This window comes from Streptomyces sp. W1SF4 (assembly GCF_003950035.1).
In the GTDB taxonomy this organism is placed as follows: Bacteria; Actinomycetota; Actinomycetes; order Streptomycetales; family Streptomycetaceae; genus Streptomyces; species Streptomyces racemochromogenes.
The window spans coordinates 2,290,946-2,308,245 of sequence record NZ_CP034350.1 but is presented as its reverse complement, the minus strand read 5'-3'; the positions used below and the strand labels follow the sequence as shown (position 1 = coordinate 2,308,245).

Annotated in this window: 12 protein-coding genes and 1 pseudogene; 4 read left to right on the top strand and 9 right to left on the bottom strand. The window is 73.6% G+C overall.

The window, feature by feature from the left end:
- Positions 1–285 precede the first annotated feature (285 nt).
- A pseudogene (locus D1J60_RS10780) lies at positions 286–780 on the bottom strand (glycosyltransferase family 2 protein); the annotation flags it as partial.
- A 20-nt stretch (positions 781–800) separates the two neighbouring features.
- On the opposite strand from D1J60_RS10780, the gene D1J60_RS10775 reads away from it, so the two are divergent.
- A complete protein-coding gene (locus D1J60_RS10775; RefSeq protein WP_125820948.1) occupies positions 801–1,055 on the top strand; it encodes a hypothetical protein in 255 nt (84 codons plus the stop codon).
- A gap of 58 nt (positions 1,056–1,113) precedes the next feature.
- Here the strand turns inward: D1J60_RS10775 and D1J60_RS10770 are convergent, their stop codons facing one another.
- Positions 1,114–1,368, bottom strand: a complete 255-nt coding sequence (locus D1J60_RS10770) for a hypothetical protein (protein WP_241253209.1) — start codon at positions 1,366–1,368, stop codon at positions 1,114–1,116.
- Between the two features lie 167 nt (positions 1,369–1,535).
- On the opposite strand from D1J60_RS10770, the gene D1J60_RS10765 reads away from it, so the two are divergent.
- From D1J60_RS10765 to pulA, 3 genes are all read left to right on the top strand, one after another.
- Positions 1,536–2,321 carry an alpha/beta fold hydrolase gene (locus D1J60_RS10765; RefSeq protein WP_125820947.1) on the top strand — a complete coding sequence of 262 codons (786 nt, stop codon included), beginning with the start codon at positions 1,536–1,538 and terminating at the stop codon, positions 2,319–2,321.
- A gap of 664 nt (positions 2,322–2,985) precedes the next feature.
- Positions 2,986–4,704, top strand: a complete 1,719-nt coding sequence (locus D1J60_RS10760) for a carbohydrate-binding module family 20 domain-containing protein (RefSeq protein WP_206436510.1) — start codon at positions 2,986–2,988, stop codon at positions 4,702–4,704.
- A 36-nt stretch (positions 4,705–4,740) separates the two neighbouring features.
- On the top strand, positions 4,741–10,146 hold the full coding sequence (gene pulA, locus D1J60_RS10755) for a pullulanase-type alpha-1,6-glucosidase (RefSeq protein ID WP_125820946.1): 5,406 nt from the start codon (positions 4,741–4,743) through the stop codon (positions 10,144–10,146).
- Positions 10,147–10,238: 92 nt separating this feature from the next.
- Here pulA and D1J60_RS10750 read toward each other — a convergent pair whose 3' ends face one another.
- From D1J60_RS10750 to D1J60_RS10720, 7 genes are all read right to left on the bottom strand, one after another.
- On the bottom strand, positions 10,239–10,763 hold the full coding sequence (locus D1J60_RS10750; protein ID WP_125820945.1) for a GNAT family N-acetyltransferase: 525 nt from the start codon (positions 10,761–10,763) through the stop codon (positions 10,239–10,241).
- A 29-nt stretch (positions 10,764–10,792) separates the two neighbouring features.
- Positions 10,793–11,518: a TetR/AcrR family transcriptional regulator gene (locus D1J60_RS10745; protein WP_125820944.1), complete on the bottom strand. Its 726-nt coding sequence runs from the start codon at positions 11,516–11,518 to the stop codon at positions 10,793–10,795.
- Between the two features lie 53 nt (positions 11,519–11,571).
- Positions 11,572–12,615, bottom strand: coding sequence for a PDR/VanB family oxidoreductase (locus D1J60_RS10740; RefSeq protein ID WP_125820943.1), 1,044 nt, complete (start codon positions 12,613–12,615; stop codon positions 11,572–11,574).
- Positions 12,612–13,508 carry a metal-dependent hydrolase gene (locus tag D1J60_RS10735; protein WP_125820942.1) on the bottom strand — a complete coding sequence of 299 codons (897 nt, stop codon included), beginning with the start codon at positions 13,506–13,508 and terminating at the stop codon, positions 12,612–12,614. The genes D1J60_RS10740 and D1J60_RS10735 overlap by 4 nt, the downstream gene beginning before the upstream one ends.
- A 205-nt stretch (positions 13,509–13,713) precedes the next feature.
- Positions 13,714–15,636, bottom strand: coding sequence for a hypothetical protein (locus D1J60_RS10730; protein WP_241253208.1), 1,923 nt, complete (start codon positions 15,634–15,636; stop codon positions 13,714–13,716).
- Positions 15,637–15,766: 130 nt separating this feature from the next.
- Complete coding sequence (locus D1J60_RS10725; RefSeq protein ID WP_125820941.1) at positions 15,767–16,561, bottom strand: tyrosine-protein phosphatase; 795 nt, start codon at positions 16,559–16,561, stop codon at positions 15,767–15,769.
- Between the two features lie 144 nt (positions 16,562–16,705).
- Positions 16,706–17,290 carry a rhomboid-like protein gene (locus D1J60_RS10720; RefSeq protein ID WP_125820940.1) on the bottom strand — a complete coding sequence of 195 codons (585 nt, stop codon included), beginning with the start codon at positions 17,288–17,290 and terminating at the stop codon, positions 16,706–16,708.
- Between the last annotated feature and the right edge of the window lie 10 nt (positions 17,291–17,300).

The following is a 17,300-nucleotide window of genomic DNA, read 5'->3' as shown; positions in this document are numbered from 1 at the left end:
CGCCGGGCATCCGGGCCCGTCCAGCCTTGGCCCAGCGCCGGGGCGCGACCACCCGCACGAGAGGTTGACCAGAGCGACCTGCGGAGCCTCCGAGCGCGTCAGATCGCTACGCGCTCCTCTTTTCTCGGCGTCCGGCGGCTGCCTGTGGCTGATACCGCCGCGAAAGGACGAGCAGAGCAGGGCGGGATGCGCAGGGGCGCGTCAGATCGCTACGCGCTCCTCATTTCTCGGCGTCCGGCGGCTGTCCGAGGCTGGTGCCCGCACCAGAGGTTGATCAGAGCAGTGTCAGATCACGGGTGGGCGGCCCAGGCGGGCCATCCGCCACACCGTTCGCCAGCTGATGGGGCGTCGGGGTGGGCAGGGGCGGCGGACGCCCTCGAAGAAGCCGGCCCACCATGCGGCGAGGCCCGGGAGCGGGGGTCGCTGCGCCAGGGTGTAGGCGGCCCAGGTCGCGAGGTAGACGGGGACGAGGACGGCGGGCAGGTGGCGCTTGGCCAGCCATACGCGGTTGCGGCCCGTAAGGGTCCGCCCCACCCAGGCGGGGGACGTGCCTGCGCTGGCTCAGGCCGTTCTCGTCGGCGATCCGGAAGCTCACGGGCCGAGCCGGGGGTTCTCCGCGAAGGCGTCGCTGACCAGTCGAAGGGTGTCCGTGCGGGGGAGGAGGCCGTCGTCGTCCAAGACGACGACGAGGTCCGCCGCGTGTGCCTCACGCAGCGCGCGGACACCTTCGTTGCGGCCGCCCGGGATGCCGAGGTTCTCCGGCGGCTCGACCGTATCCACGCTGTGAGAGCCTGCGCCGCATGGGGATCGCCAAGAAGGGCACGCGGACGATCGTCGTGGACGGCGAGAGGTACCGGTGGGTGGTCGCGGCCGATGACGAGCCGGGGCTGGGGATCGTGGTCGTGCACGACCAGGTGGACGGGCAGCGGATGGTGACGTGGGTCGAGCACGGGACGGTGATCGCGCCCGGGCTCGTCGCGGGTGTCATCCGGCGGGCGTTGGAGCGTCATGGCTGGACGCCGCGGGAGCGGGGGAAGCAGCTCACGTTGCGCTAGAACGCCGCGGGGGCGGACCGACGTTGTCGTCGGGCCGCCCCCGCGGGGTCGTTCCGGGTCAGGCGCCCAGGTGGGAGCCGTTCGCCCAGTCCTTCTCGCCGTCCTTGTGGCAGGAGGACTGGTAGACCGGGCCGGCGAACGCCGGGAGGTTGTGGGGGACCGCGGCGAACGTCGAGCAGTCCGACGAGTAGGTCTTGTGGCCGGCGTCGAAGTAGTCGATCTCGACCCCGTCGTTGGCCAGGGCGGCACCGGCCCCGCCCAGGAGGATGCCGGCAGCCAGGACGGACGCGGTGACAGCGGAACGAATACGCATGACTCCCCTAAGGATCAATGGACGGACGCGCCGGTCGATCCGCGCGTCGGCCGGTCCAACCGTCCGCGGGCGCCGCCAGGAACGGCCGTTCACTCCAATGCCCGCAGCTGTATCGTTTCGCCTTCCCGCGCTTCCGCCGGTTGGGTGGGCTGTGCAAGCATCTCCGGATGATCAGACTTGCCGATGATCTCGGACATCTCGCGTACGTCGTTTCCGGTGACGGGCCGGCCGTCGTACTCGTGCACGCCGGCGTAGCCGACCACCAGATGTGGGACGCCGTCGTGCCCGGCCTCGCGGAGCGGTACACCGTCATCCGCCACGACCTGCGCGGCTTCGGCGAATCCGCCCCGCCGGCCGGCCCGTACAGCGACGTCGACGACCTGCGGCGCCTCCTGGACCACCTCGGCCACGAGCGCGTCCGGCTCGTGGGCGCGTCCTGGGGCGGCCGCGTGGCCGTGGACTTCACCCTCGCGCATCCGGAGCGGGTGCACTCGCTGGCGCTGTTCGCCGCGCCCTGGCCCGGCTACGACTGGTCCGCGCAGATGCACGCGTACGACGGCGCGGAGACGGCCGCCCTGGCCGCGGGGGACGTGGACGCCGCCACGCAGGTCAACCTGGACATGTGGCTGCGGGGTCCCGCCCGGGAGTGGGCGGACGTCGCGGCCGGTCTGGCCGACCGGGTCCGCGGGCCGATGCGGACGTCGCTGGTGAACATGGGCGTCCGCGACCAGCACGGCCAGGGGCCGGGGACGTCTGACCTCGCCGGCATCTCCGTGCCCACGCTGGTGGGGGTCGGCAAGCTCGATGTCGCCGACTTCCAGGACATCGCCCGCCGCTACGCCGCCGAGATCCCCGGCGCGACCCTGGTCGAATTCCCGACCGCCGCCCACCTCATCGCCCTGGACGCCCCGGACGAACTCGCCGCGCAGCTGAGCACGTTCCTCGCCGTGTAGCACTGGCCGACAGGGCGCTCCTCGGCTCTGGTGCGGGTATCAGCCCAAGGCGGTCGCCGGACGCTGAGACGTGAGGAGCGCGTAGCGATCTGTCGCGTCTGGGGGGTCTGGAGGGGGCTCTGGTCGGCCTCTCGTGCGGGTAGTCGCGCCCCGGTCCGGGATCGCGGATGTGAGGGCCCGTATGTCGGGCGGGCCGGCCCCCGGCCCCTCGCCTCATCGCTGACGCCCGCTCCTCCAGGATCGTCCGTCCCGTTTCTTTGGGGGTTTCCCGGCAGTCTTCGGCTTTCCGGTTCGGGCCGGTCGGTCAAGGGTCGCCGAAGGCGATCACGAAGTGACGCGACGAAGGAGCGCCCTTGACGGGCCGGCCCGAACCGGAAGGACGATGGGACTGACGGGAAACCCCCAACCCTCCCTGAGACGGGCCCGGGAAGTACGGCACGACCGGCCCCTTTGGCCCGGTTGGCGACCGTGATGACGTAGGCGCCCGTCCTGCCCCTGGGAAAGTCCCCTGAGCCGGGCGCGGCGCGTGTCTCACTCGTTCGCCGCCCTCCGCCCTTGCTCGGAAACAATTCTGCAATCTCTTGCGCAAGGTCTTGCAACACTCCTGGGCGCCCCCTACGGTCGCGTGCAACCCCCCACGCCTTCCCGCCAGGAGGACCCCCGCATGGCTCGATCCAGATCCCTGTCCGCGCGCGCCGGCAGAGCCGCGCTGGCGACGGCCGCGCTGGCCGCCGTCTCGCTCACCGTTCAGGCGCCGCAGGCTTCGGCCGCTCCGCCCGGGGGGAAGGACGTCACCGCCGTGCTGTTCGAGTGGCGGTTCGCCGATGTCGCCAAGGCGTGTGCCGGCAGCCTCGGGCCCGCCGGGTACGGGTACGTGCAGGTGTCGCCCCCGCAGGAGCACGTGCAGGGGTCCCAGTGGTGGACCTCGTACCAGCCCGTCAGCTACAAGATCGCCGGGCGGCTCGGGGACCGGGCCGCCTTCAAGGGCATGGTCGACGCCTGCCACGCCGCCGGGGTGAAGGTCGTCGCCGACTCCGTGATCAACCACATGGCCGGCCCCGCCGACCCCGGTGCGACGTTCACCGGGACCGGCGGGTCGGCGTACTCCAAGTACTCCTACCCCGGGCTCTACTCCGGCGCCGACATGGACGACTGCCGGGCCGAGATCTCCAACTACCAGGACAAGGCCAACGTCCAGAACTGCGAGCTCGTCAAGCTCGCCGACCTCGACACCGGCGAGGAGTACGTGCGCGGCCGGATCGCCGGGTACCTCAACGACCTGCTCTCCCTCGGGGTCGACGGGTTCCGGATCGACGCCGCCAAGCACATGCCCGCCGCCGACCTCGCCAACATCAAGTCCCGGCTGAGCAACCCCTCCGCGTACTGGAAGCAGGAGGCGATACACGGGGCCGGCGAGTCGGTGTCGCCGGCCGAGTACCTCCCGTCCGGCGACGTGCAGGAGTTCCGGTACGCCCGGGACCTCAAGCGGGTCTTCCAGAGCGAGAACCTCGCCTACCTCAAGAACTTCGGGGAGGCCTGGGGGTACATGCCCTCCGGCGCGTCCGGGGTGTTCGTCGACAACCACGACACCGAGCGCAACGGCGAGACCCTCACCTACAAGAACGGCGCCGACTACACCCTCGCCAGCGTGTTCATGCTGGCCTGGCCCTACGGCTCGCCCGACGTGCACTCCGGGTACGAGTGGACCGACAAGGACGCCGGCCCGCCCAACGGCGGTACCGTCAACGCCTGCTACACCGACGGGTGGAAGTGCCAGCACGCCTGGCCGGAGATCTCCTCGATGGTCGCCTGGCGCAACACCGCCCGCGGGCAGGGCGTCAGCGACTGGTGGGACAACGGCGGTGACCAGATCGCCTTCGGGCGCGGGGCCAAGGCGTACGTCGCCCTCAACCACGAGGCGACCGCGCTGACCCGGACCTTCCAGACCTCCCTCCCCGCCGGCACCTACTGCGACGTGCAGGGCGGCCGCGCCGTGACCGTCGACTCCGGCGGGCGGTTCACCGCCACGCTCCAGCCGCAGACCGCCCTCGCCCTGCACACCGGCGCCCGCGCCTGCACGCAGGCGTCCTCCGCCGGGGCCTCGTTCGCCGTGAACGCCACCACCGTCCCCGGCCAGGACGTCTACGTCACCGGCGACCGGCCCGAGCTCGGCGGCTGGAACACCGCCGCCGCCCTCAAGCTCGACCCGGCCTCCTACCCCGTGTGGAAGCTCGACGTCACCCTCCCGGCCGGGACCTCGTTCGCATACAAGTACGTCCGCAAGGACGCCTCCGGGAACGTCACCTGGGAGAGCGGGGCCAACCGCAACGCCACCGTCCCCGCCAACGGCAAGGTCACGCTGACCGACACCTGGCGCAACTGACCCCCGACCGCACCGCCCCACCCGAGGAGTGACCCCTTGATACGCCCCGCCGCGGGAGCCGTCGCAGCCGCCCTGGCCGTGACGCTCCTGCCCGCCCTCCCCGCGGCCGCCGCCGCGCAGGCCCCGGCGCCGCCGTCGGACGCGAAGCTGGCCGCCGAGCCCGCCCGGCACGACCTGACGCGCGAGCAGTTCTACTTCGTGCTCCCGGACCGGTTCGCCAACGGCGACCCGCGCAACGACCGGGGCGGGCTGGCCGGCGGCCGCCTGGAGACCGGCTACGACCCGACGGACAAGGGCTTCTACCAGGGCGGGGACCTCAAGGGGCTCACCGACCGGCTCGACTACATCAAGGGGCTCGGCACCACCGCCATCTGGCTGGCGCCGATCTTCAAGAACCAGCCCGTCCAGGGCAGGGGCGCGGACGCTTCGGCGGGCTACCACGGCTACTGGATCACCGACTTCACCCAGGTCGACCCGCACTTCGGCACCAACGCCGACCTGGAACGGCTCGTCGACAAGGCGCACCGGAAGGGGATGAAGGTCTTCTTCGACGTCATCACCAACCACACCGCCGACGTCGTCGACTACCGCGAGGGTTCGCACGAGTACCTGTCGAAGGGGGCCTTCCCCTACCTGACCAAGGACGGGGTCCCCTTCGACGACTCCGAGTACGGCGACGGCCGCGCCGGCGGGAAGGAGAGGTTCCCCGCCGTCGACGCCGGCCGGTCCTTCCCGCGTACGCCCTTCGTGCCCGAGGGGAAGAAGGACGCCAAGGTCCCCGCATGGCTCAACGACCCGGCGATGTACCACAACCGGGGTGACTCCACCTTCGCCGGGGAGTCCTCGGAGCAGGGCGACTTCTCCGGCCTCGACGACCTGTGGACCGAGCGCCCCGAGGTCGTCAGCGGGATGGAGAAGATCTACCAGAAGTGGGTCAAGGACTACGAGATCGACGGCTTCCGCATCGACACGGTCAAGCACGTCAACACCGGCTTCTGGACCCAGTGGGCGACCGCCCTCGACAAGTACGCGGCCCAGCGCGGCCGCCCGGACTTCTTCATGTTCGGCGAGGTGTACTCCGCCGACACCGCCGTCACCTCCCCCTACGTCACCCGCGGCCGCCTCGACGCCACCCTCGACTTCCCGCTCCAGGACACCCTCCGCGCCTACGCCTCCCAGGGCGCGCCCGCCGGCCGGCTGGGCTCCGTACTCGCCGACGACTACCGGTACACCACCGACAAGGCCAACGCCTACGAGCAGGTGACCTTCCTCGGCAACCACGACATGGGCCGCTTCGCCTCCTTCCTCAAGCAGGACCGGCCCGGGGCGGGGGAGCGGGAGCTGCTCGACCGGTACCGGCTGGCCAACGAGCTGATGTTCCTCTCCCGGGGCAACCCGGTGATCTACTCGGGCGACGAGCAGGGCTTCACCGGCTCCGGCGGAGACAAGGACGCCCGCCAGCCGCTGTTCGCCACCCGCGTCGCCGACTACCTGGACGACGACCAGCTCGGAACGGCGCGCACGCACGAGAGCGATGCATACGATCCGGAGCACCCGCTCTACACCCAGATCAGTGCTCTCTCGAAGCTGACCAAGGCCCACCCGGCCCTGCGCGACGGCATCCAGAGCGAGCGCCTCGCCGACGGCTCCGCGTACGCCTTCGCCCGCACCGACCCCAAGACCCGTACCGAATACCTGGTCGCCGCCAACAACAGCGGTACCGCCCGCACCGTCGAGGTCGACGCCCCGCCCGGCGCCTCCTACCGGCCCCTGTACGGCGCCACCGGCCCCGGCGGCACCCCCTACGCCGCCCCCGCCCCCGTCACCGCCTCCCCGGCCGGCAAGCTCACCCTGAACCTGCCCGCCCTCGGCACCGTCGTCCTCCAGGCCACCGCCCCCCTGCCCGCCCCCACCGCCAAGCCGTCGCTCACCCTCAAGGCCCCCGCCCCCGGCGCCACCGGCACCGTCGAGCTGTCCGCCGACCTCACCCCCGGCACCGGCCCCGGCGCCCTCACCCGCGTCGTCTTCGCCGCGCAGACCGGCACCGGCAAGTGGCAGGTCCTCGGCTCCGCCGACCACGCCCCCTACAAGGTCACCCACCCCATCGACCAGGCCACCCCGGCCGGAACACCCCTGCGCTACAAGGCCGTCGCCGTCGACTCCGCCGGCCGCACCGCCTCCGCCCTCGCCGCCTCCACCACCGGGCAGACCCCGCCGCCCACACCCCCCACCGCCACCCAGCGCGACCACGCCGTCGTCCACTACCACCGCCCCGACGGCGACTACACCAACTGGCGCCTGTACGCCTGGGGCGACCTCGCCGACGGGGAGGCCACCCCCTGGCCCGAGGGTCACCCCTTCACCGGCCGCGACGCCTACGGCGCCTTCGCCTACGTCCGCCTCAAGCCCGGCGCCTCCTCGCTCGGCTACCTCGTCATCGACAAGGACGGCAACAAGGACGTCGCCGCCGACCGCACCCTCGACCTGACCCGGACCGGCGAGATCTGGCTCGAACAGGGCCAGGAACCCGCCCGCACCGACCGCCCCGCCTACCCGCCGCAGGACCAGGCCAAGGCCGTCCTGCACTACCAGCGCCCCGACGGCTCCCACGACGGCTGGGGCCTGCACGTGTGGAACGGCGCCGCCACCCCCACCGACTGGTCCAAGCCCCTCCCGCCCACCCGCACCGACTCCTACGGCGCCGTCTACGAGGTCCCCCTCACCCCCGGCGCGACCAGCCTCAGCTACATCCTCCACAAGGGCGACCAGAAGGACCTGCCCACCGACCAGTCCCTCGACCTGAAGGCCACCGGCCACGAGGTGTGGCTGCTCGGCGGCCGCGAGAAGTACCTCCTCCCGCAGCCCGCCGGCTCCTCCGCCGCCCTCGACCTCACCAAGGCCGAGGCCGTCTGGATCGACCGCGACACCCTCGCCTGGAACGCCCCCACGACGGCCGCCTCCCTCCAGCTCCTCGCCTCCCGCGACGGCCGGATCACCACCGACGGCGGCGTCCTCCACGAGGCCGGCGCCCAGTGGCTGCGGCTGAACCGCTCCGCCCTCACCCCCGCCCAGAAGCAGAAGTTCCCGCACCTGGCCGGGTACACCGCGCACACCGTCGACCCCCGCGACCGCGACCGCGTACGCGAGGCCCTGCGCGGCCAGCTCGTCGCGAGCGCCCGCGCCGCGAACGGCGCCGTCCTCGCCGCCACCGGCGTCCAGCTCGCCGGCGTCCTCGACGACCTGTACGCCAACGACGCCCCCCTCGGCCCCGCCTTCGAGGACGGCCGCCCCACCCTCTCCGTCTGGGCCCCCACCGCCCGGCAGGTCGCCCTCGAACTCGACGGCCGCACCGTCCCCATGCGCCGCGACGACACCACCGGCGTCTGGTCGGTGCGCGGCGACCGCTCCTGGACAGGCAAGCCCTACCGCTACGCCGTCACCGTCTGGGCGCCCAGCACCCGCCAGATCGTCCGCAACCTGGTCACCGACCCCTACTCCACCGCCCTGACCACCGACTCCACCCACAGCCTCGCCGTCGACCTGGCCGACCCGAAGCTCGCCCCGCCCGGCTGGAAGGAACTGCGCAAGCCCGCGCCCGTCCCCTTCACCAGCGCACAGATCCAGGAGCTGCACGTCCGCGACTTCTCCGTCGCGGACGCCACCACCAGACACCCCGGCCAGTACCTGGCCTTCACCGACACCGGCTCCGACGGCATGCGGCACCTGCGCGACCTGGCCGCCGCCGGCACCTCCTACGTCCACCTCCTGCCCGCCTTCGACTTCGGGACCGTCCCCGAGGACCCCAAGGCCCGCACCGAACCCGCCTGCGACCTGGGGGCCCACGCCCCCGACTCCGAACAGCAGCAGGCCTGCGTCGCCGCGGCCGCCGCCAAGGACGGCTTCAACTGGGGCTACGACCCGCTGCACTACACCGTCCCCGAGGGCTCCTACGCGAGCGACCCGAACGGCACCGCCCGCACCGTCGAGTTCCGCAGGATGGTCCAGTCGCTGAACGGTGCCGGCCTGCGCACCGTCATGGACGTGGTCTACAACCACACCGTCGCCTCCGGGCAGTCGGACAAGTCGGTCCTCGACCGGATCGTCCCCGGCTACTACCAGCGGCTCCTCGCCGACGGCTCCGTCGCCACCTCCACCTGCTGTTCCAACACCGCCCCCGAGAACGCCATGATGGGCCGCCTCGTCGTCGACTCGGTCGTCACCTGGGCCAGGCAGTACAAGGTCGACGGCTTCCGCTTCGACCTGATGGGCCACCACCCGAAGGCCAACATCCTGGCCGTCCGCAAGGCCCTCGACGGGCTGACCGTCGCCAAGGACGGCGTCGACGGCAAGAAGATCGTCCTCTACGGGGAGGGCTGGAACTTCGGCGAAGTCGCCGACGACGCCCGCTTCGTGCAGGCCACGCAGAAGAACATGGCCGGCACCGGCATCGCCACCTTCTCCGACCGGGCCCGCGACGCCGTCCGCGGCGGCGGCCCCTTCGACGAGGACCCCCGCGTCCAGGGCTTCGCCTCCGGCCTGTTCACCGACCCCAACGGCTCACCGGCGGCCGGCACCCCGGCCGAGCAGCGGGCCCGCCTGCTGCACGCGCAGGACCTCCTGAAGGTCGGCCTCTCCGGCAACCTGGCCTCCTACGCGTTCACCGACTCCGCCGGCCGCCGCACCACGGGCGCCGGGGTCGACTACAACGGCGCCCCGGCCGGCTACGCGGCCGCCCCCGGCGACGCCCTCGCCTACGCCGACGCCCACGACAACGAGTCCCTGTACGACGCCCTCGCCTACAAGCTGCCCGCCGGGACCTCCACCGCCGACCGGGCCCGCATGCAGGTCCTCGCCATGGCCACCGCCGCCCTCTCCCAGGGCCCGGCCCTCTCCCAGGCGGGCACCGACCTGCTCCGCTCGAAGTCGCTGGACCGCAACTCCTTCGACAGCGGAGACTGGTTCAACGCCCTGCACTGGGACTGCCGCGACGGCAACGGCTTCGGCCGGGGCCTGCCGCCCGCCGCCGACAACCGCGCCAAGTGGCCCTACGCGAAGCCCCTGCTGACCGGCCCGGCCCCCGGCTGCGCGGAGATCACCGGAGCCTCCGCCGCCTACCGCGACCTGCTGCGGATCCGTACGACGGAGCCGGCGTTCGCCCTCACCACCGCCGAGGCCGTACAGCAGCGGCTGTCGTTCCCGCTGTCCGGGCCCGAGGAGACCCCGGGCGTCCTCACCATGGCCCTCGGCGACCTGGTGGTCGTCTTCAACGCCACCCCCGCCGACCAGCGTCAGCGCGTCCCCGCCCTCGCCGGCGCCGGCTACGCCCTGCACCCCGTGCAGGCGGCGGGCGCGGATGCGGCGGTGAAGCGGTCCGCGTACGACCCGGCGACGGGTGAGTTCACCGCCCCGGCGCGCACGGTCGCGGTGTTCAGGCGCGGCTGACGCGCGCACTCCGAGGGGGAGGTACCGGCTGCGGTCCGGTCCCTCCCCCTCGGCGGTTCCCCGCCCGTGCCCGGCGGCGCTCCGGCCGTGCCTCAGACGTCGAGGCGCCGCTCCAGCAGGATCACCCCGTACACCCGGCCGTCCTTGCCCACCTTCGAGGGGAACTCGCCGACCACCCGGTAGCCCGCGCTCCGGTAGTACGCCAGCAGCTTCGGGTTGGTGGACACGCAGTCGAGCCGGGCCCGCTCCCGCCCCGTCCGGGCGATCCGGTACTCGGCGTGCTCCAGGATCCGCATGCCCGTCCCGGGCGGTGCGGCCTTCCGCTCCACCATCAGCCGGTGCACGTAGCCCGCGACCGGCGGCTGCACGCCCCAGGCCGCCTCGTCGGACCACCAGAGCTCGTACGCCCCCACGAGCCGCCCGTCGGCGTCCTCGGCGAGCCAGACCTCACCGTCGCGCATCCGCGCGCGGAAGTGCTCGGCGTCCTTGTCGCCCGGCTTCCACTGGTCGATCCCCCGGCCGAGCATCCACCGGGCGGCCTGGTCGTACAGCTTCGCCAGCGTGGCGGCGTCCTTCTCCCCGGCCGCCCGGAACAGTATCCCGTCGTCAATGATCACGCGGGCATTATCGCCAGCCGAGCGACCGCTCAGTCTCCCGGCTCTTCCCGCTCTCGCGGCCCGGTCCCCGGGACGAGGCCCGCCAGCCGCCCGACCAGTTCCCCGAACGGCCCGTCGGCCGGCTCGTCCGCGAGGATGCGTACGAGGATCCCCGCCATCTCCGCGTCGTACGCGGCGCTCACCGCCGCCAGCGCCGCGAAGTCGTGCACCAGCTGGAGTTCCAGCTCGGCCCGCGGGATCCGCCGCCCGTCGAGCCACAGCAGCGCCGTGGACTCGGCCAGCGACACCCAGGACCGTACGACGAGTTCCAGGCGGGCCGGCGGGTCCTGCACGCCGATGTGCACGAGGATCTGCTCGTACGCGGCCTGCCGGACCTCGTCGATCATCGCGTTGGCCCGGCTGCTGCCCGCCGCCGGTCCGCCGCGCAGCAACGCCGAGAAGCCGGGGCCGTGTTCGTCGACGAAGGCGAAGTAACGGCCCATCACCCGCAGCAGCCGGGGCCCCAGCGGGCCCTCCTGCGGCTCGACGAACCGCGCCGCGAGTTCGTCGGCGGCCCGGCGCAGCGCGGCCTCGTACAGGCTGAGCTTGCCGGGGAAGTAGTGGTAGACGAGCGGGCGGGATATCCCGGCGGCCGCCGCGATCTCGTCGATGGACACGTCGTCGGGGGAGCGGTTGCTGAACAGCTCCAGGGCCACCCCGATCAGCTGCTGCCGCCGCTCCTCGACACCCATCCTGCGTCGCACCCCGGTTGTCATGCCGACACCCTACTTCCCGGGCGGGGGTGGGCCGTACGGGTGAAGGCGCCCCGCTACAGGTCCAGTACGAGCCGGTCCGAGTCCGCGCGGGAGACGCACAGCAGCATCGAGTCGGCGCGTTCCCCGTCGGTGAGGAGCTCGTCGCGGTGGTCCACCCGCCCGGAGAGGACGCGGTGCCGGCAGGTCCCGCAGAAGCCCTGCTCGCAGGAGTACGGGGTGGCGGGCAGCACCCGGCGCACCGCCGCCAGCGCGGACTCGTCCGCCGCGACCTCCACGGCGGTGCCGGTGCGGGCGAGTTCCACGGTGAAGGGCTTCGCCTCGGCGGGGGCCGCCGCCGCGAAGCGTTCCAGCCGGACCGCGTCCGGGGCGGGGACGGTTTCGGTGACGGCCCGCATCAGGGGTTCGGGGCCGCAGCAGTAGACCAGGGTGCCGGGCCGGATCCCGGACAGCGGGGCCAGGTCGGGCAGGCCCGTCTCGTCCTCGGCCGCGATCGTCACCCGGTCCCCGTAGGCGGCGAGTTCGGGCAGGAACGGCATCGAGGTGCGCGAGCGGCCCCCGTACAGGAGGGTCCAGTCGGCGCCGGCCGCGGTGGCGGCGCGGAGCATGGGCAGGACGGGGGTGATGCCGATGCCGCCCGCGACGAAGGCGTACGAGGGCGCGGGCTCCAGCTCGAACCGGTTGCGCGGCGGCCGTACCCGCACCTCCGTGCCCTCCAGGAGGCGTTCGTGTGCCTCGCGGGATCCGCCGCGGCCGTCGGCGACGAGCCGGACGGCGATGGTCCAGCGGCCGGCCTCGGCCGGGTCGCCGCACAGCGAGTACTGGCGCACCAGGCCGGAGGGCAGCGTCAGGTCGACGTGGGCGCCCGGGGTCCAGGACGGCAGCTCGTCGGACTCCAGCACCAGGCGCAGCACGCCCTCGGCCGGCTCGGTGCGGGAGGTGATCCGGGCGTGCAGGGTCCGGCGGGGCGAGTACCCGGACACCGGGTCCTCCAGCGCGGGCAGCGGCCACAGGGGGGAGCGGCCGATCCGCTTGAGCAGTGCGCGCCGGGTCAGGACGGCGGCCCCCGCCACCGCCGTGACGGCCAGGGCCCGCCTCACGGCCGCACCCCGCCGTTGGCGCCGGGCGAGGAGGCCAGATAGGCGACGGCCTGGGCGGTGGAGCCCTCCTGGGAGGGGTGGTAGGTGCGGGAGAGGTAGGTCGGGATGGACCGGGCCATCGCCCCGGCCGAGGGCAGCACGCCGTTGCGGCCGGCCCGCAGGAACTGCCCGTAGGAGGCCTTGGCGCCGGGGCGGTGGGGGTCGTTCTCCACGAAGAAGCGGGCGCCGCGCTGCCAGAGGAAGAGCAGGGCGGCGAAGGCGCTGGCCCAGGTCCGCACCCGGCGGCGGTAGCTGCCGTCGAGGTGCATGAAGAGGTCGAAGGCGACCGAGCGGTGCTCGACCTCCTCCGCGCCGTGCCAGCGCAGCAGGTCCAGCATCATCGGGTCGGCGCCGCGCCGGTCCAGCTCCTTCGCGTTGAGCACCCAGTCGCCGAGGAAGGCGGTGTAGTGCTCGATCGCGGCGATCATCGCGACCCGCTCCATGAGCCACCAGCGGCGGGCCCGGCCCGGGGGGAGGGTCCGGTCGCCGAGGAGCTTCTCGAACATCCAGTCGACCTGGGCGGTGTAGGGGGTCGGGTCGAGGCCGAGGCGCTTGAGGTGGGGGAGCACGTCGTCGTGCGCGGCGGCGTGCATCGCCTCCTGCCCGATGAAGCCGATGACGTCCACCCGCAGCCGCTCGTCCGTGATGAGCGGGAGCGCCTGCTTGTACACGTGCACGAACCAGCGCTCACCGGCGGGCAGCAGCAGGTGCAGCACGTTGATGGTGTGCCCGGCGAAGGGCTCGCCGGGCAGCCAGTGCAGCGGGGTGTCCTCCCAGGAGAAGGACACGTCGCGGGGTGCGAGGTCTATGTGTTCCGACGCCACGGGGGCGGGGGCGGGCGACCTATTAGACATGGCGTCAATGTACTGACGGGTACCCGCCAGGAAAACCCCTCGGCACCACCGAATCCCGCGGGGGCGCGGGGAACGAGCGACCGGCCCCCCACCGAACCGCACCCGACACGCGACGAGCACCACGCACAGGGGCGCGGGGAACTGCGCGCCCAGCCACGGAGGACCCGCAGCCGACACGCAACGCACCGCACCCCGCCCGGCAAACCTAGCGGAGCGCCCCGGCCTTGCTGCCGTCCGTCAGCTTCCCCGACAGGTCCACCTGTGCCCCCTCCGGCGCCTTCAGCGCCAGCCGGTTGCCGTTCGCGCTCCCGCTCACCCCCGCGCCCGACGCCGACAGCGAGGCGAACTGCGCACTGCCCGCCGCCAGTACGTACCACTGCCCGGCCCGGGACTTCCACAGCACCCCGGCCAGCACCCGCGGCTCCCGCGTCCCGCACGCCGGGGAGCCCTCCGCCTTGGCCGCCTGCGCCGCCAGCGGCGCGCCCGGGGCCAGGAACTGGGCCTGCACCCGGTCCGCCGTGCCCCGCCAGGTCTCGGCCCGGCTGCACAGCCAGGTCGCCGTCCCGTCCCCCTCGGGCAGCGGCTGCTTCGCGTACGTCCAGGCGTTCACCGACCGCACCCCGTGCGAGCGCACCGAGGGCAGCAGGCAAGCCGTCTTCGACCACTCGCCGAGCTCCGCCGCCTCCGTGACGTCCCGCGCGGCGCCCGGCGCGCCCGAGGTCAGCCGGGCCGGGGTCAGCTCGCCCAGGTCGGTCACCAGCCGGGTGGCGCCGTCGCCGGTCAGGGACAGCGCGCTCCAGCTGGTGCAGTCGCCGCTCGGGGCGGGACCCAGCACCGGCGGGGTCACCCCGTCCGGGGTGAGCTTCAGCGCGGCCGGCTCCTCGCCGGGCTTGAGCAGGTCGCGCAGGGCGGCCGCGGTCACCCAGGGGGCCGTCAGGTAGCGGACGTTGCCGTCGACCCGGCTCAGCACCAGCGCCGTCGCCGTGTCGGCCGTGGCCCCGTCGGTCCGGGCGAAGTCGAGGGCGGCGCCCGCCGTCCCGTTGCGCGGCTCGGCGTACCGGACCACGCGCAGCCCGTCGTACAGCAGGACCACCACGGCCTGGTCGACGGTGCCCGCGAAGAGCAGCTGCGGCGGGCCCATCGGCGGCCCCGACGGGGTGCCCGGCGTCGCCGAGACCACCACCTCCCTGCCGGGCCGGGCCCACACCGCGAGCGCCCGGCGCAGCAGCTCGGCGTCCTGGGCGCGGTCGCCGCGCGCAGGCCAGGCGGAGTAGTCCGTACGGGAGGACGTACGCCACACCGTGGGCGCCACCCGCAGCAGCTGCCCCGGGTCCAGGGCCTGTTCGGCCGCCGCGTTGCGCGCGTACGGCGGGGCGGAGGGCCCGTCGGAGCCCCAGCCGCCGCCCGGCAGCGCCAGCAGCGTCCCGCACACCGCGAGCGCGGCCGCCGCGGCCAGCCCGGCCCGCGCGAGCCGGCGCCGCCGCAGCAGGTCGGTGGGCCGGGCCTGGAGCACGCACGGGTCGAACTCGGGGGAGGAGAACAGGCCGTCGTGCGCCGGATCCCCCGACTCCGCGACCGCCGCCGCCGGGTCGGCGACCCCGGCCTCCGCGAGCACCCGCAGCACCTCCGGCCCGTCCAGCCCCTCCAGCGCCCGCAGGACGCAGGCCGCGCGGCCCGGGCCGTTGAGGGTGGCGAGCCACTGGTCCAGCGCCAGCTCCTCGGCCCCGCCCGCGCGCGGGAACAGCCGCAGCCCCCAGACCTGCGGCAGCAGCGCGGGCAGCTGCCCGCGCAGCGGGAGCGCCTTGAAGGTCAGCGGGATCCCCGCCTCCAGGGCGGAGCGCAGCACGCGCAGCCGGACGTACGCGTACCCGGACTCGGGCCCGCCCAGCCCGCCGCGCTGCGCCGGTACACCGCCCTGCACGGCCGCCGGTTCGGCACCCCGCCGCCCGCGCGGCAGCGCCCGCTGGGTCAGCGAGTGGGCGGTGAGCACCCGCCGGTTGCGGCCCAGGGAGGGCGGGAGCACCAGGTAGGCCAGCCGCACCAGCCGCGGGTAGTGCTCGACGATGGCGGCCTCGGCCTGCTCGACGTCGGGGGGCAGGGGGCGGGTGGCGGTATCCGGCGCAGTCACGTTCAGCAGAACGAGCGAATCGTCGGATGGTCACCCGTCTTCGCGCACCCGTTCGGGCGAATTTCGGGTTTCGAGGTGTACGTGCCGAGTTGCCGGGATTGCCGGACAGCGCGATCACGGGATCACGGGATCAGGCGATGAGCTTCGCCCGCAGCGCCGCCACGGTCTCCTCGGATACGCCGAGGCCCTCGTGCACGTACTTCTCCATCGAGCCGTACCGGACGCGGACCTCGTCCAGGCCCGCCTCCAGGTAGGAGGGGAACACGCCGATCAGCGCCAGGGCGATGTCCGGGTCCCCGCCCGAGGCGGTGAAGCCCTCGATCAGCGGGGCGAAGGCCTCCTTCACCGCCGGATTCACGGACAGGTACTCGGCCATCAGGGTGTCCTCGTCGGCACCGAGCAGCGACAGGACGAGCGTCGCGCCCCAGCCCGTACGGTCCTTGCCGGCGGTGCAGTGGAAGAGCAGCGGGCCCGCGTCGGGGTCGGCGGCCTCGGTGAGCAGCGTGCGGTACGCGGCGTGCGCGGAGCCGGTGCTGACGAAGGAGCGGTACACGGAGCCGAACAGGGCCTGGGCCTTGCCGCCGCCGAGGTGCTCCTCGGCCACGGCCGGGTCGCCGAGGAGGTCCTTGAGCTGGGTGGCGGCCGGCATGCGGTGGTCGCTCATCTTGTCGGCCAGCACGTCGCGCACCAGCAGCCGGACCCCGTCGGGTATCCGGTCGGGGTGGTCGGCCCGCTCGGCGTCGCTGCGCAGGTCTATGACGGTCCGCAGCCCCAGGGCCGCCACCGCCGGGTCGGCGTCGAGGTCGAGCCGGTCGAGGGCGCCCGCGCGCAGGACGAGGCCGGGGCGGACGGTGCGGCCGTCGGCGAGCGGGGTGCCACCGAGGTCGCGGAGGTTGGCGACGGTGGTGGAAGGGGTGGCGGTCATCGTGGCGGCTCCAGCGGTGAGGCTCGTTCGTGCGTGACGTGTCCGGGCGGGGTGCGGATGCGGGTGGTGCGCCCGGTGGTGCTCGTTCATGGCGTCGGGTGCCGGCAAGTGCCGGCAGGTGTCGTCCGGCGCCGACAGGTGGCGTCAGGTATGTGCGATTTTCCGACGGTTTGATCCGGAAAGACAATCGACGGCCACCGACAGCCCTATGCCCACGCCCAGCGCCACGAGGTGCCCGGCGTCGGTGAAGGTCCGCCCGCGCCGCAGCACCGGCTGCGCGGCGACGGCCAGCAGCCCCGCCCGGGCCGAGTTGCGGACCGCCCCCCGCGGCAGCGCCGAGGTGAGGGCGCCCAGGACGGCGTTGAAGCCGTAGCTCGTGCCGACGTCCAGGGCCCGGCGGGTCTCCCGGTCGGCGGTCCGGCGCAGGGCGCCGTAGACCAGGAGGGTCGCCGAGGCGTGCCCGAAGAGGAAGACGGCGGCCGTCCACCACGCCCCGTACGCGTACTCCGCGTAGCCCAGGACCGCGACCAGGAGCAGGGCGTACGGCAGCGGCATGGGCTCCTCGACCACGAAGGCGCTGCTCAGCAGGGTCTCCCAGTGGCCGGTGCCGAGGTTGTCGACGTTCGTCGAGCAGCCGCGCAGCACCCGTTCCCGCTCGGCCGGATCCAGCCGTCCGAGGGCGTGGGCGCCGAGCTGGACGCCGCCCGCGTAGGCCGCTCCCAGCGGCAATGACCATGAC